The organism is Arthrobacter terricola, assembly GCF_004354015.1.
GTDB classification, from domain to species: domain Bacteria; phylum Actinomycetota; class Actinomycetes; order Actinomycetales; family Micrococcaceae; genus Arthrobacter; species Arthrobacter terricola.
The window spans coordinates 1-23,457 of sequence record NZ_SMRU01000052.1 but is presented as its reverse complement, the minus strand read 5'-3'; the positions used below and the strand labels follow the sequence as shown (position 1 = coordinate 23,457).

Annotated in this window: 20 protein-coding genes and 1 pseudogene; 9 read left to right on the top strand and 12 right to left on the bottom strand. The window is 63.0% G+C overall.

From position 1 onward, the window contains the following. From E1809_RS24950 to E1809_RS24940, 3 genes and pseudogenes are all read left to right on the top strand, one after another. Positions 1-462 (top strand): annotated as a pseudogene (locus tag E1809_RS24950) (amino acid permease); the annotation flags it as partial. 160 nt (positions 463-622) lie between these two features. Beyond that, entirely contained in the window at positions 623-2,263 is a 1,641-nt protein-coding gene (locus E1809_RS24945) for a thiamine pyrophosphate-dependent enzyme (protein WP_235835773.1), read from the top strand. A gap of 128 nt (positions 2,264-2,391) precedes the next feature. Next, complete coding sequence (locus E1809_RS24940; RefSeq protein WP_133206920.1) at positions 2,392-2,892, top strand: fumarylacetoacetate hydrolase family protein; 501 nt, start codon at positions 2,392-2,394, stop codon at positions 2,890-2,892. 307 nt (positions 2,893-3,199) lie between these two features. Here the strand turns inward: E1809_RS24940 and E1809_RS27205 are convergent, their stop codons facing one another. After that, entirely contained in the window at positions 3,200-3,727 is a 528-nt protein-coding gene (locus E1809_RS27205) for a hypothetical protein (protein WP_205754329.1), read from the bottom strand. 224 nt (positions 3,728-3,951) lie between these two features. On the opposite strand from E1809_RS27205, the gene E1809_RS24930 reads away from it, so the two are divergent. Continuing rightward, positions 3,952-5,529: an ATP-dependent DNA ligase gene (locus E1809_RS24930; RefSeq protein WP_133206919.1), complete on the top strand. Its 1,578-nt coding sequence runs from the start codon at positions 3,952-3,954 to the stop codon at positions 5,527-5,529. Positions 5,530-5,599: 70 nt separating this feature from the next. Here the strand turns inward: E1809_RS24930 and E1809_RS24925 are convergent, their stop codons facing one another. Both E1809_RS24925 and E1809_RS24920 read right to left on the bottom strand, forming a co-directional pair. Beyond that, the gene (locus tag E1809_RS24925) at positions 5,600-6,163 is read right to left on the bottom strand and encodes a YceI family protein (protein ID WP_133206918.1); all 564 of its coding nucleotides are present in this window, start codon (positions 6,161-6,163) and stop codon (positions 5,600-5,602) included. 1,205 nt (positions 6,164-7,368) lie between these two features. Then, a complete protein-coding gene (locus E1809_RS24920) occupies positions 7,369-8,283 on the bottom strand; it encodes a YncE family protein (RefSeq protein ID WP_133206917.1) in 915 nt (304 codons plus the stop codon). 767 nt (positions 8,284-9,050) lie between these two features. Between E1809_RS24920 and E1809_RS24915 the strand changes: the two genes are divergently transcribed. Together E1809_RS24915 and E1809_RS27615 are read left to right on the top strand one after the other, a co-directional pair. Next, positions 9,051-9,662, top strand: a complete 612-nt coding sequence (locus E1809_RS24915) for an RNA polymerase sigma factor (protein ID WP_133206916.1) — start codon at positions 9,051-9,053, stop codon at positions 9,660-9,662. Further along, complete coding sequence (locus tag E1809_RS27615; protein ID WP_235835771.1) at positions 9,659-10,336, top strand: hypothetical protein; 678 nt, start codon at positions 9,659-9,661, stop codon at positions 10,334-10,336. The genes E1809_RS24915 and E1809_RS27615 overlap by 4 nt, the downstream gene beginning before the upstream one ends. 158 nt (positions 10,337-10,494) lie before the next feature. Here E1809_RS27615 and E1809_RS24905 read toward each other — a convergent pair whose 3' ends face one another. The 6 genes from E1809_RS24905 to E1809_RS27610 all read right to left on the bottom strand — a co-directional run bounded on the left by E1809_RS24905 (position 10,495) and on the right by E1809_RS27610 (position 18,067). Next, a complete protein-coding gene (locus E1809_RS24905) occupies positions 10,495-11,757 on the bottom strand; it encodes a hypothetical protein (RefSeq protein WP_133206915.1) in 1,263 nt (420 codons plus the stop codon). A 3-nt stretch (positions 11,758-11,760) separates the two neighbouring features. Further along, complete coding sequence (locus tag E1809_RS24900; protein ID WP_133206914.1) at positions 11,761-12,330, bottom strand: RNA polymerase sigma factor; 570 nt, start codon at positions 12,328-12,330, stop codon at positions 11,761-11,763. A 147-nt stretch (positions 12,331-12,477) separates the two neighbouring features. Then, on the bottom strand, positions 12,478-13,104 hold the full coding sequence (locus E1809_RS24895) for a DUF6262 family protein (protein WP_133206913.1): 627 nt from the start codon (positions 13,102-13,104) through the stop codon (positions 12,478-12,480). Continuing rightward, on the bottom strand, positions 13,094-14,992 hold the full coding sequence (locus tag E1809_RS24890; protein ID WP_205754328.1) for a tyrosine-type recombinase/integrase: 1,899 nt from the start codon (positions 14,990-14,992) through the stop codon (positions 13,094-13,096). The genes E1809_RS24895 and E1809_RS24890 overlap by 11 nt, the downstream gene beginning before the upstream one ends. Positions 14,993-15,626: 634 nt before the next feature. Beyond that, positions 15,627-16,799 carry a tyrosine-type recombinase/integrase gene (locus E1809_RS24885; RefSeq protein WP_133206912.1) on the bottom strand — a complete coding sequence of 391 codons (1,173 nt, stop codon included), beginning with the start codon at positions 16,797-16,799 and terminating at the stop codon, positions 15,627-15,629. 824 nt (positions 16,800-17,623) lie between these two features. Continuing rightward, the gene (locus E1809_RS27610) at positions 17,624-18,067 is read right to left on the bottom strand and encodes a nuclease-related domain-containing protein (RefSeq protein WP_235835772.1); all 444 of its coding nucleotides are present in this window, start codon (positions 18,065-18,067) and stop codon (positions 17,624-17,626) included. Between the two features lie 1,146 nt (positions 18,068-19,213). Between E1809_RS27610 and E1809_RS24875 the strand changes: the two genes are divergently transcribed. Beyond that, positions 19,214-19,618 (top strand): VOC family protein, encoded by a 405-nt coding sequence (locus E1809_RS24875; protein WP_133206911.1) that lies wholly within the window; start codon positions 19,214-19,216, stop codon positions 19,616-19,618. Between the two features lie 158 nt (positions 19,619-19,776). Here the strand turns inward: E1809_RS24875 and E1809_RS24870 are convergent, their stop codons facing one another. Both E1809_RS24870 and E1809_RS24865 read right to left on the bottom strand, forming a co-directional pair. Beyond that, positions 19,777-20,505 (bottom strand): SDR family oxidoreductase, encoded by a 729-nt coding sequence (locus tag E1809_RS24870; RefSeq protein ID WP_133206910.1) that lies wholly within the window; start codon positions 20,503-20,505, stop codon positions 19,777-19,779. A gap of 25 nt (positions 20,506-20,530) precedes the next feature. After that, positions 20,531-21,199, bottom strand: coding sequence for a nitroreductase (locus tag E1809_RS24865; protein WP_133206909.1), 669 nt, complete (start codon positions 21,197-21,199; stop codon positions 20,531-20,533). A 144-nt stretch (positions 21,200-21,343) separates the two neighbouring features. Between E1809_RS24865 and E1809_RS24860 the strand changes: the two genes are divergently transcribed. After that, the gene (locus E1809_RS24860) at positions 21,344-21,991 is read left to right on the top strand and encodes an FMN-dependent NADH-azoreductase (RefSeq protein ID WP_133206908.1); all 648 of its coding nucleotides are present in this window, start codon (positions 21,344-21,346) and stop codon (positions 21,989-21,991) included. Between the two features lie 78 nt (positions 21,992-22,069). On the opposite strand, the gene E1809_RS24855 is transcribed toward E1809_RS24860, so the two are convergent. After that, positions 22,070-22,558, bottom strand: coding sequence for a MarR family winged helix-turn-helix transcriptional regulator (locus E1809_RS24855; RefSeq protein ID WP_133206907.1), 489 nt, complete (start codon positions 22,556-22,558; stop codon positions 22,070-22,072). A 471-nt stretch (positions 22,559-23,029) separates the two neighbouring features. Between E1809_RS24855 and E1809_RS24845 the strand changes: the two genes are divergently transcribed. Next, the coding region (locus E1809_RS24845) for a CalY family protein (protein ID WP_235835770.1) at positions 23,030-23,457 on the top strand (428 nt) is incomplete at its 3' end.

Below are 23,457 nucleotides of genomic sequence, written 5' to 3'. Positions count from 1 at the left end.
AAATTCGCCCAACGCATGAACAAAGCCGGTGTCCCGTACGGCGGCATCGCAATCACCGCCGGCGTTTCCCTGCTCGGCGTGCCCCTGAACTACCTCGTGCCCTCCGACGCATTCGAAATCGTCCTGAACGTGGCCTCCGTGGGCATCATCGTCACCTGGGCCACGATCGTCCTGTGCCAGCTCCAGCTCAAACGCTGGGCCGACAAAGGCTGGCTGAAACGCCCGTCCTTCAGGATGTTCGGCGCCCCCTACACGGGCTACCTCTCGATCCTGTTCCTGGCAGGCGTCCTGGTCATGGTATTCATCGACTCCCCGCTCACCATGCTCGTCACAGCGATAGCCTGCGCCCTCATCGTGGCCGGCTGGTACGCCTGCCGCAAACAAATCCACGAACTCGCCGCAGCCCGCGACGGCTACACCGGAAGCTCCCCCGTCGTCGCGAACCCAACGCCTTTGAAATAAATACCCGCAGCTCACAAACAGCCCCGTCAACCAAAGAAAGCCCATGACAAAAGAGCCCCAGTCCACGCTGATCCCAACCGACGTCCCTCACGAAACCGGACAGTCCCCTGAACACAAGCTCCCCCGCTCCCGCCACGATTCCATCTCCTCGGCACCGGCCATGAAGTCCGCCGGGCATGTGATTGTTGATTCACTCGCAGCACATGGCGTGCAACGAACCTACGTGGTTCCCGGCGAGAGCTTCCTCGATGTCTTGGACGGACTGCACAACTCACAGATAGAAACCATCGTGTGCCGACACGAAGGCGGGGCCGCGTACATGGCCGAGGCTGAAGGCAAAATGAACCAGCTGCCCGGGGTGGCGATGGTCACCCGGGGCCCCGGCGCCGCCAACGCCCACGTGGGCCTCCACACTGCCTGGCAGGACTCGACTCCGATGATCCTGTTCGTGGGCCTGATTCCGTTCGCCCACCGGGACCGTGAAGCGTTCCAGGAGTTCGACATCAAGGCATGGTTCGATACGGGCGCCAAACGCGTCATGGTCCTGGACCACCCCGAGCGTGCATCCGAGATCGTGGCGGAGGCAATATTTGCCGCGATGAGTGGCCGGCCGGGGCCGGTGGTGGTGGGTCTGCCGGAGGACATCCTCCGGCAACCCGTGGATCCGGCCATCCACCCGGCCATCCCGGTGGCGACCGGCGGGATGGGCAGCGACGACGCCGAGGCCCTGAAAGCGGCCTTGGCCTCATCCAACAAACCGCTTTTCGTGACCGGCGGCAACGACTGGACCCCGTCCGCGGCTGAGCAACTCACTGACTGGCTCGAGCGGCACCATATTCCAGCCGCCGCGGAATGGCGAACCCAGGGAACGGTCCCTTTCGACTCCCCCTCCTATGTCGGTCCTATCGGGTACGGGCGCCCGCGTCCCACCTACGACCTGCTCGAGGAGACCGACCTCCTGGTTTTTGTCGGGACAGTCCCGGGCGACGTCATTACGGATGGATTCGTCTGCCGGCAGGACTGGACCAAGAAGAACTTCCTGGTCACGGTCGACCCTTCCCTGCGCGGGCGTTCGGGTCCTGTTTCGAGGCAAATCCTGGCGAAACCGGGGGCCTTCGTCCGCAGCTTGGCAGGAATCGAGCTGGAAGTAAAAGAGGAGTGGAAGGCGTGGACGGGCCGAATGAGGGCCGAACAAGAATCCTTTGCCGCGCTGCCCGCGCCAACTCCCGCTGACGGGCCGGCCAGGATGGATACCTTGATGGCGAACCTGGTCCCCAGGCTGACAGCGGACGCGCTGGTGACCTTCGGCGCCGGCGAGCACACCAACTGGGCCCACCGGTACTTCCCCACTCGCCGTTACGCCTCCATGATCAGCGCCCGGAACGGCTCGATGGGCTACTCCATCCCATCCGCCGTCGCGGCCTCACTCGCCGAACCCCGACGACGGGTGGTTACCATCGCGGGCGACGGCGAGTTCCTCATGAACGGCCAGGAGCTCGCCACCGCCGCCCAGTATGGTGCCACGCCGCTGGTCATCGTGATGGACAACCGCGAGTACGGCACCATCCGCACGCACCAGGAACGGCACTACCCCCGGCGCGTGTCCGGCACGCAACTGAAAAACCCGGACTTCGCCATGATGGCCACGGCTTTTGGCGGTTTCGGCATCACCGTCACCCAGGACAAGGATGTTCCGGCTGCATTGGACGCGGCCCTGGCCGCCATCGACAATGACCACGTCTTCGCCCTCATCCATCTTGTTGTCGAACAGCGGGTCATGGCCTACCAAGCAAGCGTCTGAGGGAAAGGGGACGACGGCTGCACTTCCCGACGTCGTCCCCGCAGACCGTGCGGTTCCCTGCAGGCAGCCGGTTGGGTTGCACCTGCTGCCAGCCTGACGGAGTCACAAGTCGTCGTGCCCGCCATGTAATGGCGGTTTCTCACTACCCCGATTGGCAGTTTCGAACCGCCGTCCTTGATTCCGCTGACGGGCAAACGCCAATTCAGGTTCTCGGGGCGAACCCGGTACGCCGAATTGAACATGCCGACGCCCTGGACCATGTGTTTGGCTACACCGTGGCCAACGATGTCACCGCGCGCGACTACATGGCCGATGGACACTGGACACGACCCAAAGGCTACGACACGTTCTGCCCCGTCGGGCCATGGATCGAAACACAGCTGGACACCGACGAGGTCATACTGCGCGGGATCCTGGACGGGGTCGAGGTACAACGGGGAACAACAGCCGGCATGGTCATGGACGTAGCCTCGTTGATCACTTACGCAACAGACATCTTCGCCCTTGAGCCCGGGGATCTGATCCTGACGGGCAGCCCTCCAGGACGGGCCACCCTCGCCCCCGGCCAAACGGTTCACGTTTCGGCGGACTGCGTCGGTGAGATGTCCAACCCGGTGCAACTGTACTGATGTCTGTCGTCGGAATGCGTTTTCTTTTCCACCCGGAGCAAATACCCCCTGAGCCGCTACTGACCATCAGACCAAACTACGAAGGACACAGGATGAACAATCCATCAAGCCCGGAAGACCGGCGTGCCTGGTCCGTGTCAAGGTAGGACGGGAGTCCGCCCTCCAGTATCGGCGAGCGGACTCTGGTTGGGCTCCGAGATTCTTAACGTCCGGTTGAAAGGCCGCCGACACAAAGTCTCTTTGCATGCTGTCGTTTGGGATTGCTGGACAGGGCAGTATTGCGGTGGCTCATTCAGACGCACCTGCCTCATCTGCATTCGATGATTCTGGTCGATCCTGGGTAGTTTCCATACATCAACCAGGTCAGGTAGCTGTAGTGCATTCCCGGGCGGTAGGCAGATGGTAGTGGGGTTGCGTAGAAGGGGACCCTCATGGGGAAGTTGGTTCGTTGGGCGACAGCGTATTTGGTCCCGTTGGATGCCGTAAACGTGCGGGAGCCGGTCACGGTGGAGTTGCGGAATGCGCTGCTCGCGGAGGACGACCTTGAGACTGAGCTTCCGCCTCCGCTTCCGGACTTCGAGCCTCCTGATTTGGATCCTCCGCCCGAGCTTGAACCACTACCCTTCCCTCCACCGCTGCCGCCGCCGGCTTTTGTGATGAGGGCTTGGCGTTCGCCGTCGAATGTCGCGGTTCCTCCGCTGTCGCCGGTGTAGGGCTTCCCGGTGTCGCCGCAGGGGTTCTGGTCGGTTTGTCCGTCGTCGCCCGAGCAGCCGGTCAGCAGGGTTGCGGCAAGTGCGAGGATCGCCAGCGTGGCTGCTGCTGGTTGCGTGTCCATGGGCTCCCTTTTCGAGGATGGTGCAATTTCAACGTGCAGATACGAGGTGCCGTCAATCGGTATTCTAATTCTCGGCGCAACGGCCGATGCGGGGTCGGGATACCCGCGGGCCTGATCGCAGGAGTCAGAAGTGCCAGGATTTTCGCCAGCTGCCCCGGCCGTGTGACCCGCATCGTAGGCGCTTCATCGGTGTCCATAGCCGGCCGACGTGACAGACTGGTGCCATGCTGCTCGACGTCCTCGTGAGGACCTTGGAAGCTGTCGCGGCCACCCGCTCCCGGCTCGCCAAGGTTAACGAACTTGCAGACCTGCTGCTTCGGCTCAACCCCGCGGAAATCCCGACGGCGGTCGGCCTGCTCACCGCTAAGCCTCGCCAAGGCCGAGTCGGGGTCGGCTGGATCGGCATCCGGGCCGCCAGGGGTGAATCCGCTCCTGAGCCTCATCTCACTATTGCCCACCTCGACGCCGCGTTGGACCAGCTGCAGGCGGCCGCAGGCGCTGGCTCGACTGTGGAACGCGCCGCCACCCTGCGGACTCTGATGGCAGAAGCCACCGAACGAGAACAGGCGTTCATCGCCGGCGTGCTGCTCGGAGAACTTCGCACCGGTGCACTCGAAGGCGTACTGACGGATGCGGTCGCCCGCGCCGCCGGCCGGCCCGTCGAGGCCGTACGCCGCGCAGCGATGCTTTCCGGCGATCTCGGCGAAACCGCCCTGCTGGCGATCACGGGTACCGCGGCCCAGCTTGACGCCGTCGGCCTCGTCGTCGGACGTCCCGTTCTGCCCATGCTCGCCGCAACCGCTGCCAGTGCCAGCGAGGCGCTGGAGGCGACCGGCGAAGCGTCGGTGGAATACAAGCTCGACGGCGCACGCATCCAGGTTCATCGTGCCGGCGCCGACGTGCACATCTACACACGCACGCTGGCCGAAGTGACCCACCGGCTGCCTGAAGTCGTGGAGATCGTGCGCGGATTGCCCGTGCGGGATGTGATCCTCGACGGCGAGACCGTGGCCCTCGACGAGGACGGCAGCCCCCGCCCGTTCCAGGAAACCATGTCTCGGTTCGGGGCGAACGCGGAGCGCACCATGCTGCTGCATCCATGGTTTTTCGACGTTCTGCACATCGACGGGCGCGACCTGCTCGACGAGCCGTTGTCCACACGTATCGACGTGCTCAAGCGCATCGCCCCCGCTCTGCGGATCCCGGGGAAAATCACCGCGGATCCGGCTGTTGCTGAAAGTGTGTCGCGCGATGCACTGACGGCCGGCCATGAGGGTGTGGTCGTGAAGGCGGTGAGCTCAGCCTACGCCGCCGGGCGGCGGGGATCGAACTGGATCAAGGTAAAGCCTGTGCTCACCTACGACCTGGTGGTGCTCGCCTGCGAATGGGGGTCAGGACGGCGCACCGGGCTGCTGTCGAACCTGCACCTCGGAGCCCTGGACACCGTGGGCGAGTTCGGCGAACCCGGCGGTTACGTGATGGTAGGCAAGACTTTCAAGGGCCTCACCGACGCTCTGCTGCAATGGCAGACCGAGAGGTTCCAGGAGCTGGAGGTGCGGCGTACCGCAGGAACGGTCTGGACCGAGCCGGTCACCGTGGTCGAGATCGCCATCGACGGCGTCCAACGCTCTCCCCGATATACCGGTGGAATCGCCCTGCGGTTCGCACGCGTCAAGCGCTACCGTGACGACAAGACGGCCGCGGAGGCCGACACCATCCAGACGTTGCGCGCCCTGCTCCCCAACCTGGAGGGCAGCAACGTATCGCCCCCGCCGTCGGGAAGAGACATCCCACTCCCGTAAAACTGATCGTTGGCGCTTTCCGTGCCAGCGACCAAGATGCTGAGTCCGGGCGATACCGGATCGGCGGGTGTCAGGCCGCCGGTTCTTCGACTTTCACGGCTGAGATTTCGAATTCAAGGGTGATCTTGTCCGAAATAAGGACCCCGCCGGAGTCAAGAGCCGCATTCCATGTGAGACCGAAGTCCTGCCGGTCAATCCGACGTGAGCCTTCAAAGCCCGCCCGGAGGTTACCCATGGGGTCACGTTCGACGCCGATGAAGTCCAGTGGGATGGCGATCTCCTTGGTGACTCCGCGGATGGTGACGTCGCCCCCAACCATGAAGTGGCCGTCGTCGACCTGGTCCACCCGGTTGCTGGAGAACGTGATCTGTGGAAACTGCGGTGCGTCAAAGAATTCGTTGGTACGCAGGTGCTGGTCACGGTCCTCATTGCGAGTGTCGATGCTGGCCACCTTGATGGTCATCCGTACCGACGACTGCTCAGGGTTTTCGGCATTGACGTGGATGGCGCCCTCAAAGTCGTTGAACGCCCCGCGCACTTTGGTCACCATTGCGTGGCGCGTTGAGAAACCGATGCGGGTGTGGGTGGGGTCAAAGCGCCACTCACCCGAATAGTCCGGCAAGATTTCAGCCATGGAGTGCCTCCTGTGCAGGCGTGCCAGCACACGGACTGTGCTGCGAAAAGGTCTAGCAACACTATCAGACCGGTAAACGGCGACATTAACTTTCATCCCATCCACAACACAGACTCGCCGGTGTTCTGCAGCATGACGTGTACACCGCGTGGACAATGTCCACACCATCTTTGGCCGGACAAATGCCCGCTAACCACACCCGGATCACAAGAAGCGAGCTTGCTGCGGGCATAGGACGGTCTCTCGTCCGCGGCGATTTACGATTGCGCAAAGAGCAGGGCGCCGCCGAAGAGCGCGTCGGTGGTCCTCCCCCGAATTCGTGTGCAGGCCCCTTTTGATTGCCATGAGACGGTGCGGGGCCTTGGAATGACGCGGAGAACCTCCGTGTTGGACATGGCCCAGACGAATGCGGGGTAAAAACGGAATGCCGGGCAAGGGTATGGACGGATCCGCCTCCGAGGCGGTGCTCGCCGTCGGGAAGTTCTTCACCAGCGCACGGAAACCACATCGATGGGCGGCTCGGACATCCGTCAGACCATCCAAAATTCAGCGTGGTGACCGCGGATCAACTCGTCGGGTTTCATGTGGTCGCATATTTCAAACGCCCGCGGGCCGCAGGGAATCTGCCGGGTTGGTAGGCTTGGCTGGAACAAACCTTCTGCTGGTTCGTGCAGCTCGCTGGAAGGGGCTCCCGGACCTTGCTGCGGCACATGGGAGCTGTTCCCCTTCTTCCTCCTTCATTGATTGTTCAAGCGCCCCGGTTTTCGCTCCGAAGGCACAACCTTCCCGCCGGTTCGCCAACGGAGACCACGCTCAAGATTCTCCGACCCCCACCGCATCCAGATGCATCATGGGTGCACCTAAAAACCGTCCTTGCGTCCTCGCAGTTCTGGGGTGTGAATGACTTTCGGTCAAAGACGACGTGCCTGCAATGCGCTGCACCAAGGGCCTTTCAGTTCAATCCGTCCGGGCGGGCACTCTCTTTCATGCGCCGTCGGGGGACCGCGTTCCAAGCCGGCGGGAGGGAGGTACTGCGCAAGGGGGGTGTATCGTCGGGAACCCCCCGGCGCTTCCTGACGGGCGGAAACTTTTACCACCGGCTAACGGAAGGGCCTCGCCCGCATTAGGGAGATCGCCGCGACAGCCTTGGGCAGGGACCGCAGGCACGGGGGACGCTAGTCCTGGAAAAATGGCGGCAGTTCTCATCACTGGTGAGGGTGGTTCACGAACGCGAGGCATTGCCCCAGGCTCTTGAACTGTCGATAGTTCATCCAGCCGCCGTCCTTGCCGTCGTCCTTACCTCCGGGGTTGGTGTTCCCGTTGATCATGGACACTGTGCCGTCGCCGGAGTTGGCAATGTAGACCAGGTGAGCTGCCGGATCCACCGCGACCCCTCGCGGGGAGCTGCCGACCGGGACGGCCGTGATGACTGTGGTCCTGTTGATGATGGAAACTGTGCCGTTGTTGTTGGTGACATATGCAGCGTGGCTCTCCGGGTCCACCGCAACTTCGTAGGAACCGGGAATGGCATCGCTGCCAACGACGGTGGCGGTCATGGTTGTTCCGTTGATGACGGACACGGTGCCGCTGGAGTTGTTGGTGACGTAGACGGTGTGTGTCCCCGGGTCCACTGCGATGCCGAGCGGCCTGCCGACGACGGGGACGGTAGCGGTCACTGTTGTTCCGTTGATGACCGATACTGTGCCGCTGGCGTAGTTGGTGACGTAGACGGTGTGTGTCCAAGGGTCCACCGCCACCCTTGCCGGACTGGAGCCGACGGGGATGGTGTTCGTTACTTTTTTACCGTTGATGACCGACAGTGTGCGACTGCCGGAATTGGTGACGTAGACGGTGTGGGTTTCCGGGTCCACAGCCACCCCATCCGGGTTGCTGCCGACGGGAATGCTTCCGGTGACTGTGGTTCCGTTGATGACGGACACCGTTCCGCTCTTGATGCCGGCGACATTGGTGACATAGACGGTGTGTGTCTCTGGGTCTACAGCCACGCAAAGCGGGGTGCCGCCGACGCGGATTGTGCTGGTCACGCCCGAGCCGCTGATCACCGATACCGTTCCGGCGGAGGCGTTGACGACATAGACCGTGTGTGTGCCCGGATTCACCGCCACTCCGGACGGAGTGATACCGGCGGTTATCTAGCCCTTCGTTCGATTTCGGGCATGAAACCGAGTGAACCGCCGTCAGAGACTGTCAGGCACTTGGGTCCCTCTGAAGCATGGAACCGGGCGTTTCGCTCCACTGTTTACGGAGCCGCAGCCCAGTGAGATGCTGATCTCGGTTGAACGAGTGCAGGCAAGGACATTCAACGACTAGGAGTCAGCCAGATGCCGCGCGAAGTCTTCGAAGTCCTTGGCTGGGTCATCCCCATCGTCGCAGTCGTAGCTGCAGTAGCGATTGTATGGATTCGGGTCAAACGTCGAGGCCCCGCTCCTGGTCCACATAAAAAAGGGATTCACATCAGACGCAACGACTGAAACTGAATCCGTTCCTAACGGCCCTGCGGGTTGGTCAGCAAAAGCCGTCACACCGGTCCTGAACCAAACCGCCATATTCAGTTGACCCCTAACTGATTTGAGGGAACGGAGAAGCCATGGCCAGACTGCAGAAGCCAGGTACCTGGGTGCTGTATCTGTTGCCGCCCTTTGCTTTCGCGGCGTTCCTCGTCTGGCTCATGAGGGATGTCTGGCATTGGTTTTGACGGAGCCAAAAGTGTCGAATTGGGTGGCGCCGGTCAAGTGGGCCCCGCCTACGGGTAAGTCAGCGGGCTTCGCGGGAATCAGACAGTTGCATCAGGCTTTCGAATCCTTGGCGTGGGAAAAGTTCTGTTGAAAAGCATGGAACCAATTCCGCGGTCCGGACACTATGGAGTATGAATGGGGACTCGGAATGCTCGGACGAGAAGTTGTGGCGGCTTGTCATCAACGGCGATGGTGATGCTTTCGGTGCCATGTTCGATCGTCATCGGGACAGGGTGCTGCGCCACGCGCTGAGACTCCTAGGATCCCCTCACGCCGCTGAGGACGTCACCGCCATTGTCTTTTACGAGACATGGCGCCGACGGGAGTATGTGCGCATGGTCAATGGCTCGATCGTGGCCTGGTTGCTGGTCACTGCGAACAATACGATCCGCAACGAGATCCGGCATCGACGACGGTACAGGACCTTGCTTATCCAGCTCCCTCCGCCGGCGGCCGGCCCTGATGTGGCCGATGAATTCGCGGACGCTGATGAACGTGAGGCACAAGCAGTATCCCTTCGGCAGGCTTTCGAGAGGCTTAGACCCATGGAGCGCGATGTTTTGACGTTGTGCGTCGTCGAAAGACTGAGTGTCAGAGAAACGGCAACCGTCCTCAAGATCGCCGAGGGCACCGTGAAATCGAGACTGCACCGGGCCAAAGCAAGGCTCGGAATTTTGTACCAGGAAGTGTCCAACGAGCACGAAATTGATGATCACGCTGTGCACGGACGGAGGGAATCATGAGTGCATACGAGTTCCAGAGTGACAGGAGCGAGGTGCTTCGACGCCAGCTCGTGGAGATGGCTGCGCCCGCACGGATACCGGCAAGGCAGCGAGCGGCAATGCACCAGGCAGGTTTCGTTCATGCCACGCCAAGGATGCCGCCGGACTCGAGCTGGACGCGCCGGGCAGTCGTGACGCTGCGCAAGCTACCCGCCAAGATCAAAGCAGTATTTCTTGGATTGGTCCTTGTGGGCGCTGCTGGAGGTGCGGCCGCACTTGTTCTGACGCCTCCGGATAATTCCCTGGACGCGTCGAGGATCATCGAGTCGCTGTCCAGACCACAACAGCAAACGGACAAGCTTCCCGCCCCGGCACTGGCCATCCTGCCCAAGGATCTGATCGACCCCTCACAGACCCGGCTCTTGGGAAAGAGCAATGACTACACTTATTACGGTGCGCCGGCCGGCGACAAGATCTGCATCGTCCCTGTCGACTCCGCAGGACAGGGCCGATCCATGGGGTGCACGCTCCTGAAAAGCTTCGAAGCCTACGGGCTGAAGACGGAATCACCGGACCGGACCGAAGCTGGCTGGCTGGTCGTTCCTGCCGGTGCGAAAAAGGCCTTGGAGTCCGTCAAGAGCGAGGGCGGGTGGAGCCAGCAGGCACCGAACTTCCTAGTGCGAACGAACCACTAGCCGCTCTTATCCACACTTCAAGACCACGTTCGAGCAGTGGGCGAAGTCTGGTCGTGTTAAGCAGGCTGGCCCTCGCTGTCTCGGGGCGCCAGGGAGAAGGCTGATGGCCGGTTCGTTTGTCGGACCCGCCATCATAAGCTTTTTGGGACTCGGTGTGCTTATGGTGCTGGGGTCCAGTGGGCCCCGCCGTCGGCGGTGGTGTACCGGGTGGTGATCGTGGTGCAGCCGGTCTTCCCGTCAGCGCACGTAGTCCTGGTGGCGCTGGCGATGCCTCTGACGGCGTCTCGGAACTGGATTCCGAGCGAGTTCACCCCAGATGGGATCGCCGACATCGCGAGCGGCTGGAACTGGGCGTCGGCTGTGACCTTGAGCAACTGTGCGGCACTGGTCACGATGACGGCGTCACTGCCGTAGGTGCTGGCAAGGCCGTTGAGCGGCCCTGGGGCGATGTTCGGCAAATCCGCCGAGGCGCCCTTGCCGAACGTGGCGCCGTCGCTCGTCACGTAGGCGGTCGCCGTGCTGGCTGCTCCGTTCGGTGCAAGTGAGATGGCTGCCATCCCGCTGCCCAGTTGCAGCAGTGAGATCGACGGCGCGCCCTGGTACCCCGGCGTCGGCATGGATCCTTGGACGCTCGGGCTGATGTCGGTGAAGGATTGTCCGTTGTCGGTGCTTGACCAGAGGTGGGTGTCCATGGCTCCGCCGCTCACGAGTAGGGTTGATCCGGCCCAGGCGGCATGTGATGCCTGGCCGGGCAGGGAGACCCGCTGGAGGGCACCGCCTGACGTCGAGACGTAGGCGCCCGTGTAGGTCGATACCGTCGCCCCTCCCTCGTGTGGCGGGCCGACGATCCAATGCTTGCCGTCACCGGAAAGCGACACGTCGACGTATGGCACCGCGGTCGCTAAGGCAACTTGGTTGGTCGTCCATGTGGCGCCCGAATCAGAGCTGTTGGCCACGATCAAGGTGCTGCCCTGCAACCCTGCTTCAACGATGACCGATCCGGCCTGGGCTATCGAGCGCCCCGTGCTCGGCACCACCGGAAACACGACATCCGGCCAGAGTGATGCTGCGGCAACCGGGGTTGTCGATCCGATCAGCATGATCGGCTCGCCTGGGATACCGGGAGGGCTCGAGCCGGGATTCGAAGGAGACTGTGAGGAGGTAATCGAACTGCTCGGCCCTGGGGCCGACAGGGGCGGACCGCCGGTGCCCGCCCACGGCTGGATGATCAGGAACGCCGCGGCGATGGCTGCGGCCGCAGCCGCCGCAGCCACGGCTGTGAAGCGCCATTTCGCGGGGGGCCGGCGGTGCGCTGTTTTCTCCTCGCCGGCTTGTATGCCGTCTTTGATTCGCGCCCATGCGCGGGACTCGGCGTCTTCGGGCATGCGCCGCATGGCTGGAATTTCATCGAGGATGTTCATCGTCTATTCCCCCTCGTTCTGCTGCGGTCGGTTGGTTTCCTGAAGCCGGGCCCGGGCGCGGGACAGCCGTGAGCGCACTGTGCCTATCGGCACATGCAGGGCGGCCGCGGCTGCCTTGTAGTCAAGCTCGGCGAAGACACACGCGGCCAAGACTTCTTGTTCGCCTCGGGGCAGGCGTCTTATGGCCGCCAGCACGACGGCCATCTGCCGCTCGGAATCGATGTGCTCGGCGAGGTCGTCGGCAGGGTCGGTGACCTCGCCGCGGGGAGCCGCCCGACGCTCGATAGCGAAACGTCGCGCAGCGGACCGCATCCTGCTGCGCACGAGATTCGACGCGGTTCCGATCAGCCATGGCAGCGCTGACCCACGATCCAGAGACAGCTGTCGTCGGCCCCGCCAGACCTCCAAGAACACGGCTGACGTGAGGTCCTCCGCGGCGTCCCACGAGGCCGTTCGGCGGAAGCAGTAGTTGTAGACCGCGTCGCGATGTCGAACGAACAGGTCGCCGAAGGCATCTGCATCGCCTGCAACGCTACGGTCCCACAACACCTGGTCTGAGACGGACGAGCTCATGGTCTCCATACCCATTCATGTCTTCGCGAGCACAAAAGTTCCCGCTGTACCTTGTGTGCCGATTGAATACGGTAATGGTCTCTTGGACCGCCACGACAACCCGTCGAATTTATCCTCGGCCCCGCCGAAGAATCCCGCCGCATGGCGCTAAAGCCTCGTCGTCTTGCGGTCGAACTGGATCACAGCCGGAGGCTCTTTTTGCAGGATTCGAAGGTCCTCCTCATGCGCTTGTCTGGAGGCGGCGAGATCACCTTGGAGGACGTTAATGAGCCGTCGGAGTTCTGCAACTTGCCGGGTGAGGGTCATGTTGTCTGCAATCACCCGCTCGTTCGTTGTGCGCAGTTCAGCATGGGCTTCGGGATCGACGGCCTGCGCGCCTGCAAGCTGTGCGCCGAACCAGCGCTGGCGCTGCAGGTCGTGCTCTTGGAGACGTGCCTGCTGCTCTGCAATCTGGGCCCTCTGTCGTTCGATGCGGCCGAGAAGCATCTCCCGATCCGCCCGGAGTCCCCGCGTCACGTTGGCCTCCGCCGGTCCAGCCGCCGCAGCCGTCCGGGGCTGCGTAGGTTGCGCGGCTTGCCTGACGGCCGAGTGGAGATAGTGGTGGCTGTGGATGAATTCCCGGGACACCTGGGCGGCTCGGCTTACGGAAGCGATCGTGATGTCTTTGCCGTCGTTTGTGAGATCTTCAATGGCTTGGAGGACGTTTTGTTGCTTCCGTTGGGACTGTTCTGCGCGATAGTGGCGAAGGGCATCAACGGCTTTCTTAGAGGACATTGGTGTCCTCCTTCCTTAGCAAGTGGCGGAGGTCGATGCTTCGCGGGGCGGTCGCTCTGCGGCGGATCTCGGCCATGCTCTCGAGGGCGTGCCGGATGGTGTCCCGCTCCGTGTCGTTGAGCTCGTCGATGTAGGCGTCTATGCCGTCGATGATCGACGTGCAGTCCTTGATGCGGGCCTGGTAGTGGTCGAGGATGTGCTGCGGAGACTGGATTACCTGTGCGCGCTCGAACTTGACCCGCAGGTGGTGTCTCTTGGCGTCCATTCCGTCGCGCTCGAGCGGGTCGATGAGGAAGAACGGGCAGGACTCACAGGAGTGCTCCAGTGCGCAGAAGTGGCCGTTGGCGGCCACGTTCTGCGGCTCTGTGCAGTGGCCCAGCGCCACGGCGATCTTGCCGAAGCCGTCCCGCTCTCGGTCTGCTTGGAGTACTTGGCCGTGGAGGTTGAGCCGTCTGGCCGGGATCGCGCTGAGTGCCTTCTTCCGGCGTTTGGCGGTGACCTGGTAGTACGCCATCGTGGTGTTGAAATTCAGATGGCCCATGTAGTCCTGCAGGACGTCCGGAGGTGTCGAGGAGCGACCTTCCTGGTCGGTGGCGTCAGCGAGGCGTTGCGCGAAGGCATGTCGAAAGGAGTACGGGTCGATGGTCGAGAGGTCGAAGTGGACGAGGTTACCTTCCGGCCCCTCAACGGGATCGGTGTACGGAGCGGAACTCGTTACTAGCTGGATGAGTTCCTTGACCCGGATCGGCAGGTACCCCGGTCCGTAGGTCTTATCCGCCCGGCTGTATCGAAGTGAGGGGAACAGCCACTGGGATTGCACGTCTCGTTCCCGTTTGATCTGCTGCCACTGACGAATCACGTCGTGGGTTTCCTGGTGTATCGGCAGTCTCTTGCCGGGTGAATACGGAGGCTTGCCTTTTCGCCATTCAAGATAGGGCGCGCCTTGGTTGTCGTAGGAGATGCAGTTATCTTTCAACCCGACCGTCTCCCCGGTTCTGCGACCGCATCGCTCTTGGATGAAGATCATGGCGCGGGCCTCGGCTGTGAGGTAGGAGTCTTTGCGGTCGATCAGATGCAGGTGATCCATGATCCAGTCAATGATCGGTTGCGGTACGAATCTGAATGGTTCGTCGGCATTGGAGGCGGAGCGTTCTTTCGTCCCGACCGGGGCATGACGGCCGGGATCTACCGCGAAACGGCTCGGGACATCTCTCCAACTCGCTTCCAGCGCGTCGTCGCGGCGAGCGAACTTGATGACTCGATCGATCGCGGCAATGTGCCTGTATTGTGTTCTTTCGTTCGTCCAGCGCTTCCGGATCGCTCGGATTACTGCGTCCATGTCGGCGGTCCCGAGAGCAGTTTTCGGTGTTTTGCGCGCTGTGAGGACTTCGTCGGCTAGTCTCCATGCTGCCGCTGCCTGCAGGAGCTGGACCGGTGCCTGCAGAGAAGCTTGTGCCCAGGAGGTCACCGACTCCGCAATCCATGCGTGTTGGATCGACCGGAGGTCCAGGATGGCGTTGGGCCCCACACGCCGGTCGGTCTTCCGCATCGTAAGGTCTTGCAGGTGAATCACTTGGGGGTCGCGGTTGTCGACACCGGACCACACCCGATGGGCGTCGTCGATGAGGCGCTGCCACTCAGCGAGCCTGCCCGTCAGGTTCTTGCCCGTCCCCGACCGGCCCAGGTCTGTCTCGCCGACTACGGTGGTCAGTCCGCTGCGGCGAAGTGCCAGGTACGTTGAGCGGATCTCGAATGCTGCGAGGTGGACCCGCCCTGTCAGATCCCCCTGTTGAACGGCATACAGGTACTCCCACCGGAGCGGCTCGCTCAGGAGGCCGAAGGGGGTCGCGCTCGAGGAGCCGTAAGTTGCGGCGGTATCGGGATTCATCGGCGGCTCGTACTCGCGATCAAGCCACAGGAGGATGGAATCCTCGCCCTTTTCGTGTCGCTGCTGTTTGCGCCAATTCTCGTATCGTCTGTGATGCGCCTCGCAGAGCGGTTCAACGTTCCTTCGGTCTCTGCCGCAAAGGTGCGCAGAGCACCCGGTAGCCGGGGGCAAGGCCGGGGGTAGACGATCTGCCAGCCAATCCGTTACGGTCGGCACGTCCGGGCCGGACGCGCCGCGGTTCCTGAGATAGGTCGCCGAATGTGCGCTGCACAAACCAAGCTTCGCGTGTCCGCGCGCGCACTGCGGCACCAGACAGCCCTTTATCACCTCTCGGCGGTCGCGGGGCTGGCTTACCCACTCGTTAAAAGTGATGCCTTGGACTCTTGAAGTTGCCCAGTCGCCACGGCAATTTGGGCAAACTCTCCCTTTGCTCAGCAGCACGCCGCAGCCGCTGCGGATGCATGAGCTCAGGTTTGTATGGGGGTTGGACTTGTCGGGGACCAACAATAACCTGCCCATTTCGAACTCGCCCGGTCGCCAGGATGGGACGATGAGGCTCTTCAGATTCTTGCTCCAGGATTCAGCTGCCGCGGGTTCAGGAGCAATCAGCGGGGAGGCCAGTCGCAACGGATGGCTATTCATGGGCCAGAGTGATCGTCCGGGTCGCAAGCGACTTCAGCGCGGCCTTCTTCGCGGACTCCAGGTCGTGGGTATAGATCCTCGTCGAGTCGATGCTCGCGTGGCCCAAAATAGCTTGGACGACGTCCAGGTCCTGGGCCTCGCAACCGATGCCACGCACTAGGCGCGTGGCGAGTGTATGTCTGAGCATATGTGGTCCCGTCAGATCGAAGTCGATTCTCTTGGCGCACCGGGCAATCAGCTTTTTCACGCCCGAGTAGCTCATGGCGCGGCCGCGGGACTCGTCGTGGGAGTACATGTTGACGAAGACGTGCGCGGACTTGTCGTTGCTGCCAAGGATGCGGCCACGTTCAAGGAGATAGTCGATGTACCCCTCGACGAGGTCTTCGTCCACGAAGAGTAATCGTGGCTGGCCTTTGGCACGGGCATTGTTCTCAACCGTGTTGTCCACCCGTACGTGGAAGTGAGGGTCGGCATGCCTGCAGCCCAGCGTGCGGGAGCCACCGCCGAAGTGCAGGTCGGCGGTGAAGAGCGAGAGTGCTTCACCGGCTCGGATGCCGGTCCTGTACATGAGGTCGATGAGGAATCGATCACGTGTCGGGAGGGTCAAGGTCTCCAACCTCTGCCGCGCCTCGGCATCGTCGATCCACTCAGGGGGTGCCTCGACAGGTGTGCCCGCAGGTCGCAGCACCTCGGTGAGGACCCGCAGTCTCCTTCCGTGCTCCCCGCCAGCCGCGGTTCCGGGGGCAAAATACTTCATCTGCGTCATCCGGCTCGCAACATCGGTCGTCACCAGCCCCTCGGCATCAGCCCATTCGTAAAAGGAGCGCAGAGGCACCATCCATAGGCCGACGGTCTTTGCTGTTCTCATCGAGGACTGACCGTTTGTCTTCCGCACTGGACTAATTTCGACGGCCCGACGCCACAGTGCCAGGTGCGAGAGCGTGACTGCGCGCCAATCGGTCGTCAACGCAGTCCACGACAAGTACCAAGCGACCCTCGCACCGTAATTCCTGATGGTGTTGGGCGAGCGGCCCGTGTCGGCCATGAACAGCAGCCACGATGACGAAATATGCACCCGGTCGTCATCGCCCACGATCACGAAGCGTTCAGTGACGCCGTCGGGCATCAGTGCCTTGCTGAGACTGTACTTCGGGTCTGGGATCATTCGATCCAAGCTACTGACAGGGACCTCTATAGCCTGTCAGCCACACCGGCATGGGCCCAGACCCTTACAGATCCTGACGTCCAGTTAAGGGGGCTAGATAACGACCGGGATAGTGGCTGGGGCGGCAGATGCCGCCGGTGCCCTCGGGACGCCCACCAGGGCCAATGCACCTGTTGTTGCACCCATGCGGGAGAAAGTCCACGTTCGCATAAGGTCACACCTACCCCTCGAGGGACGCATCCCGCACCGGGCCGGGACCATCGAGGCAATGATGGCCCCGGCAAACCGCTACGACAGCAGGTGCGCCATCCGCCGCCGAACCGGGCCCGATGCTCTGAGACGTTGAAAAGCCTACTCATTCCCTGTCGCAGCCGCCGGAGAGGCCACTACTTGTTGTTAACGCCTCGACGTATTTCAGCGATTCATTAATTACTCGGTCCTGGGTCGTCCCCAACCCAAAGACTTACACGGCCGACTTATTTCAGGTTCAGGTGTCCAGAGGCATCGATGAGCGGCTGCCGGGTTTGCTTGAACTGCTCCCCGAGGTCGGAAGTGAATCCACAGTCCAACTTTCGGGGAGCCCCTCAGTGCGGGGCCGCCGGGCCCTGTCAGGGTGCCTCGGGCTGTGCTGAACTCGCGATGCTCAGGATCGACGGCGGCCTTGGGGGTGCCCGGGTCACAGGAGCGGGCGGCCGTCGCCGGCCCCGTCTCGATGTATTTCCTGTATCCAGGATGGACCCGTTCTCGCCGCTCGGAATTTCGGACTGGCTCGTCGCCTAGGACCGGTCCTGACGTGGCTTCTTTTGCCCATGGGCAACTTAAGGTCAGGCAGACCGGAGCCGGGTGGCCACCAGTTCAAGGATGGACGCTACATGAACGTTGCCGGATTGCTCCACCAGTGCTTTGGCCAGTCGTTTTGGCCAGAGTACCTGAACGCCGCGAGTCGAGAAGGCGCCTCCGATCAGGGGCCAGTCGGCGTCGATGAAGCACATCGCCCCGGTAACCGGCACATCGCCGATAAGGTCCCGCACGACGTCGACCTGTTTGAGCACCCCATCGACCAGTTTCGTGCAGTCACGACGGCCGACGAGCAGCTTCTCGAGACGTGGACGAAGGATGCCGCCCTCGATCTTCAGCTCCGGCCGTCCCTTGTACCTTTTGGCATCGATCACCCAGACACCGCCGGGAGTGATGGCGATGTGGTCGATGTTGGCCTTGGAGCCGGGGATCCGCCGGTCGTGAAGGACCGCGACGGAATCGGATTTCAGATCATTCAGCCGGGCGCCGAGGCGTTCCTCACCGGTCGCGCCACGGTCCCAGGCCTCGGTGCTTTAGCGCTCGTCGGAGAGAGCAAGTGCGAGGCCACCGAACCGGCCCGACTTCCCCCGGAGTCTTTCCTCGTCCTTCGCCTTGCGACGGTCGTATTCACGCCGGGCCGATGACCCGGCAACTCCGGACTCACTGGGCAACGGCTGCGCGCCGGCTGGTTCCGGATCGGAAGACAGGGAATCCGTCCCATTGGGGCACTTCAGGCACCGGACGGTCTTCGTTTCGCTCTCGTAGATCGCTTCCGTCCCGGCCGGAAGCGAGGTGCCGCACAGCCGGCATGCTCCGGCGTACCGGAGCCTCATCGGCTCATGGGCATTCGGGCTGGATCCCCGAAACCGATCCAAGGTGTTGATGATTCACGCCTGTTAGACCGCAGATGCGCTGTGACATGGCTCCATCCTCACCCACCGCACGCGAGTTACGGATACGCGGCGCGCAGGTCCCGGTTCCTTCGCCCTGGTGGGGCGGAAGAATCGTCAACACGCTGTACTTCAGTCGAGGGCAACGTGCACGGATTTCAATCTGAAGGGTCCCCCGCACTCCGGCCCGTCGGGGTGTTCACCGGTTGATAACGATTCCAGGGGCATGTCACAGATTATCCGGTCACCGGACGTGTCTGCGGCTTCCACATGGATGGAGGTGACACGCGACCAAGGACTTCACGCACCAAGCCGGCACCATCAGCTACAAGGTCAGCGCGCTGGGAACCACGACTACGGTGAACCTCAAGAAAAACTGATGCACAGACAACTGCCGCCCCGGCGGGCTACGGCTTGCCGGGGCGCGCTGCGATTTTCATAGCCGCATCCCGCGGAGAACGCCGCCACGATTCGACAACGGGGCATTGCGCGCCCGTTGACCCACCGTGCACCGCTTCTGTTTCCGATCACGAGGTCAGGCGCTGGGGTGAGCGCCATGTCTTCCATCTGCTGGAACGTGCGCCCGTCCGCGGTCTTCCAGGCAAACCGTAACGGCGTCCTGCTCTGTGCGGGTTCGCGCGGTGTCGATCCTCTAAACGGGGGCGCTTGTCGCGTTGACAGGCAGTCGCGCGGCGCGTATCTCTGAGAGAGCAAGGAGGTCGCCTCATGCCCAGCGTAAGCGTGCGTTACATCGTCGATGATGTTGATGCTGCGATTGACTTTTACTGTCAACATCTGGGATTCACGCTCGTCATGCATCCCGCCCCGCCTTTCGCCATGCTCGACCGAGCTGAACTGCGGCTGCTGCTCAGCGCTCCAGGCGGCCAAGGCGGCGGAGGCCAGAGCATGCCCGACGGGAGCAGTCCGGCGCCGGGAGGCTGGAACCGCTTCACACTGGAAGTGGCAGACCTCGCGGCAACCGCGCAGGCCCTTCGCGACGCAAACGTTCCTTTCAGGAATGACATCGTGAAGGGTGTGGGCGGAAAACAGGTACTGATCGAAGACCCGTCCGGCAATCCAATCGAACTATTCGAGCCGACGATTCCCGAGGCGCGTCTCGCTGCGCCCTGATCGAATGCCCGGCGGCTCAGCAACCGTAGTAGGCACTGATGGGTCCCCCTCAACGAAGGGGCCCCTGATCTGCCGCAGCAAAGCCCGGCGCCTGCCAGACCGTCTTCGAATAATCCCGCCGCCATCTTGGAATGATCGCACTGGAGGTTGGGAGCGGTTCAGGAAAGCCAGTCTTCGTAGCGGGTGGCGGCGAGGTGGGCGTTTTTGTCGGTAAGGGCGTCGCCCTTGATGACGGCGAACATGCCGGCGGTGGGGTCTGTAACGACGGTACGGTTGTCGTCTTTGTGGGCCAGGGTGATCCTGCCCAGTTCGTCCAAGGAGAAGACCTCGGGTCCGGCGATGTTGCGGGTGCCGTTCAGCGGGTCGCCTGCGGCGACTTCCGCCACTGCTTCGGCCACGTCCTTGGAGGCGATCGGCTGGATCGGCGTGGCGGGCAAGCGGACGGTGTCGGCGTCGGCGGTCCAGGACAGGACTGCGTCCATGAATTCCATGAACTGCGTCGCCCGGACGATGGAGTACGCGATGGGGCCGCCCGCGAGGATCTTCTCCTGGAGCACCTTGGCACGGTAGTAGTCCAGCTCCGGCACCTGGTCCGCGCCGACGATCGAGAGGATGACGAAGTGGCCAACGCCGGCCTTTTGCGCAGCGGCCAGGAGGTTGTCCATCGAGGTTTGGAAGAACGCCGGCGAGGCTTCGTCGAAGGTCGGGGAATTCGTCAAGTTCACGACGACGTCGGCGCCCGCGAGAGCCTCCTCCACGCCTGTGCCGCTGATCACGTCGACTCCGGTGGACTTCGCATGCGGCACTGCCTGGTGTCCGGCGGCGTTCAGGTAGTTGACGACCTGCGACCCGATCAGCCCGGTACCGCCGATGACTGCGATCTTCATGACATTCCTTTCGTTGGGGTGTGTGTTAGAGGCTATCGACGAACGTGACTGTCTCGTCGAGGGACGCCCGGCCTGTCCGGGCGTAGTCCATCGTGTCGTCCTCGTACCCGATGGACAAGCCGCAGAAGAGGATGAGCTCCTCAGGCGGTGAGAGGACCTCCGCGACGGTTTTGTGAAATTTCGCCCACGCCATCTGCGGACAGCTGTGCAGCCCTTCGGCGCGGAGCAGCAGCATGACGGTCTGCAGGTACATGCCGACATCGGCCCATTGGGGTGAGCGCATGTCGGGGTCGATGTAGCAGAACAGGGCCGCGGGCGCGCCGAAACAGTCCCAGTTCGCCGCCGCGGCCCTCTGGCGCGCTTCCAGGTCTTCGCGGGCAATGCCGAGCGCACCGTAGCGCTGCTCGCCGAAGGCGGATCGGCGCTCGTGGTACGGGGACTTCAGCGCGGTCGGGTACTGCTCATACTCCGGCTCGTCCCACGGGTCGCCTGCGGCCAGGCGTTCGGCGGCGCGTTTCTTGCACTCGGCCAGCGGCGCGCCGCGCAGCAAGTACGCGTGCCACGGCTGGATGTTCGACCCCGACGGCGTCCAAGCCGCGGCGGACAGCACCCGCTCAAGCACCTCGCTGCTAACGTGCCGGTCGGTGAATCCGCGCACCGCCCGCCGGCTGGTAACCGCTTCATAGACGTCCATGATCAACCACGCTCCTATTTGCCGGACCAATATCGTTGCACTTGAGATAGTATCATTCAATACCATCCTGTTTCGGACCACCTCCGGGCACGACCCCTCATCCCCTCGCTCTTACCGGGGAGCACCACCTTTAGGAGAAAGCGCATGACCACACTGCTGCATATCGACTCGTCCGTCTTCCCCGGCGAAGCGTCCTCGTCCCGTTCGGTGACCGCCGCTTTCCGGAGGGCCTGGGAGGAGCAGCAGCCGGAGGGTGCGGTGATCTACCGCGATATCGCGTCGGACCCCATCCCGCATATCACGGCCGATGCCTGGTCCGCCGGTTACGCCTCCCCGTCAGAACGCACGCCCGAGCAGTCCAGAGCGTTTACCGCGCGCGTGAGGCTCATCGAAGAGTTGGAGCAGGCCGATGCCGTCCTGATAGGTGCCCCGATGCACAACTACTCGATCCCTTCGACCCTCAAGGCATGGCTGGATAACGTCCTCCTGCTCGGCCGCACCGCGGGCGAGTCCCGGTCCGCCCAGGGCACGCCAGCCGTCGTCGTCGCTAGCCGTGGCGGCTCCTACAGACCGGGCACCCCGCGCGAGGGCTACGAGTTTGTGCAGAACTACCTCGAAGCCGTCCTCAAAGACACCCTCGGCCTGGACCTGGACTTCATCATCCCGGAATTGACCATGGCCGCCCGCAACCCAGCCATGTCAGAACTCATTCCCCTGTACGAGGCTTCCCGCAAGCGCGCCTTCGAGGACGCAGCCACCAAGGCCAAGGAAATCGCGGCGCGCGTGGCGTAGCCCAGACCCACGGACACCGTGTGACGCCCCAGGCCGGGGTGTCACACGGCGTCCACGCGTCTGTGCCGGTACGCCGTGCTATTCCGGCTTGCCGTCTGGCGTATCGGCAAGGCGGGTCAGTAGATCCATCAGCCGCTCGGGCTCGCCGGCACCCAGTTCCGCGACCAGCCGCGCGGCAAGTGGCCCGGCAGCCACGTGGGCTGCGTCGAAAAGTTCGAGCCCTTCGCCCGTGATCTCCACCGCCCGCACCCTCCGGTCCCCCGGAACGGCCTTGCGCACGGCCAGCCCCCGACGCTCCAAGTCGTCCACGACCCGCATGATCCCCGCCTTGTCCGAACCGGTAGCGGCCACCAGATCCCGCTGCACCGTGGGACCCCGATTGACCAGCTCGATCAGCACAGCGAAATGCCGCAACTCGATACCAAGCGGCCCCAGCGCCTCCGCCATCACCGCGGCCGCGCGCCAGTGCGCCCGGCGCAGCAGCAGGCCCAAAGCGAAGGGAGAAGCATCCCCGGCATGGCCCGTCGCACGCGAGGCATTGGGGTGGCGAGTAACGTCGGTGGCCATAGGAACAACCTTACCCAGCAATCCACTCAATCGAAACGGTATCGATTGAAACGGGTCCAGGCGAACTTCGACGGCGGCGGTGGTGCCCGCAACGCACGCGGTCAGCGGCCGTACGCAACGACCGACGAGGAGGCTGGACCCTCAGGGCCTCGAGCAGGTTGCCGCCGAACGGTGCGTTGGCCTCGACCGAGACGGTGCATTCATTGATGTGGATCTTCCCGCTGGATATCGCATCGGCGAAATTCACTGTTTTCAAAAGCGCTTCCCGTCATAGCCGAGACCGGGGTTCTTCTTCTCCGCGGCCAGCTTTTCCCAGCGCGAGGCGACCTGTCTCTTGAGCTGATCTTTAACCAATCTTGATTCAACCCTGACCGGATCCCTGCACCGTCCTAAAACTCCTGCACCACAGTGGAATCAACAACAACACGGGCAGCACAGCCACCACGGACAACACGGAAACGGACAACGATCATGGGTCTCAGCCTGAAAACCACCACCGGCAAAGTCATCGCCTCCCTGGCCCTGGTCGGCACCGCCGCCGGCGTGGCAGGACTGGGCACCTACGGTGCGTTCACCTCCTCGACCTCGGCCAGCGCCGCCGTCGGTTCCGGCACCGTCAACATTGCCCTCGGCACCACCGCCGCCACCAACCGGCTCAACGTCGCCGCCACCGGCATCGTCCCGGGCGACACCATCCAACGCGCGGTCACCCTGAGCAACGCAGCCGGGAACCAGAACCTCTCGGCCGTCACGCTGACGACGGCGGCGACCACGACGAGCACGAAGCTGGACTCCGACGCCACCAACGGCCTGCAGGTTGTCGTCGACCGTTGCTCCACGGGCTGGGTTGAGGCCGGCACGGCCCCCGCCTACACGTACACCTGCGCGGGCACGACCAG

Excerpts from the sequence above, each read along its gene's own strand:
- E1809_RS24945 (WP_235835773.1), top strand. The coding sequence starts at position 623 with ATGAAGTCCGCCGGGCATGTGATTGTTGATTCACTCGCAGCACATGGC.
- E1809_RS24940 (WP_133206920.1), top strand. The coding sequence starts at position 2,392 with ATGGCGGTTTCTCACTACCCCGATTGGCAGTTTCGAACCGCCGTCCTT.
- E1809_RS27205 (WP_205754329.1), bottom strand. The coding sequence starts at position 3,727 with ATGGACACGCAACCAGCAGCAGCCACGCTGGCGATCCTCGCACTTGCC.
- E1809_RS24930 (WP_133206919.1), top strand. The coding sequence starts at position 3,952 with ATGCTGCTCGACGTCCTCGTGAGGACCTTGGAAGCTGTCGCGGCCACC.
- E1809_RS24925 (WP_133206918.1), bottom strand. The coding sequence starts at position 6,163 with ATGGCTGAAATCTTGCCGGACTATTCGGGTGAGTGGCGCTTTGACCCC.
- E1809_RS24915 (WP_133206916.1), top strand. The coding sequence starts at position 9,051 with ATGAATGGGGACTCGGAATGCTCGGACGAGAAGTTGTGGCGGCTTGTC.
- E1809_RS27615 (WP_235835771.1), top strand. The coding sequence starts at position 9,659 with ATGAGTGCATACGAGTTCCAGAGTGACAGGAGCGAGGTGCTTCGACGC.
- E1809_RS24905 (WP_133206915.1), bottom strand. The coding sequence starts at position 11,757 with ATGAACATCCTCGATGAAATTCCAGCCATGCGGCGCATGCCCGAAGAC.
- E1809_RS24900 (WP_133206914.1), bottom strand. The coding sequence starts at position 12,330 with ATGAGCTCGTCCGTCTCAGACCAGGTGTTGTGGGACCGTAGCGTTGCA.
- E1809_RS24895 (WP_133206913.1), bottom strand. The coding sequence starts at position 13,104 with ATGTCCTCTAAGAAAGCCGTTGATGCCCTTCGCCACTATCGCGCAGAA.
- E1809_RS24890 (WP_205754328.1), bottom strand. The coding sequence starts at position 14,992 with ATGAATCCCGATACCGCCGCAACTTACGGCTCCTCGAGCGCGACCCCC.
- E1809_RS24885 (WP_133206912.1), bottom strand. The coding sequence starts at position 16,799 with ATGATCCCAGACCCGAAGTACAGTCTCAGCAAGGCACTGATGCCCGAC.
- E1809_RS24875 (WP_133206911.1), top strand. The coding sequence starts at position 19,214 with ATGCCCAGCGTAAGCGTGCGTTACATCGTCGATGATGTTGATGCTGCG.
- E1809_RS24870 (WP_133206910.1), bottom strand. The coding sequence starts at position 20,505 with ATGAAGATCGCAGTCATCGGCGGTACCGGGCTGATCGGGTCGCAGGTC.
- E1809_RS24865 (WP_133206909.1), bottom strand. The coding sequence starts at position 21,199 with ATGGACGTCTATGAAGCGGTTACCAGCCGGCGGGCGGTGCGCGGATTC.
- E1809_RS24860 (WP_133206908.1), top strand. The coding sequence starts at position 21,344 with ATGACCACACTGCTGCATATCGACTCGTCCGTCTTCCCCGGCGAAGCG.
- E1809_RS24855 (WP_133206907.1), bottom strand. The coding sequence starts at position 22,558 with ATGGCCACCGACGTTACTCGCCACCCCAATGCCTCGCGTGCGACGGGC.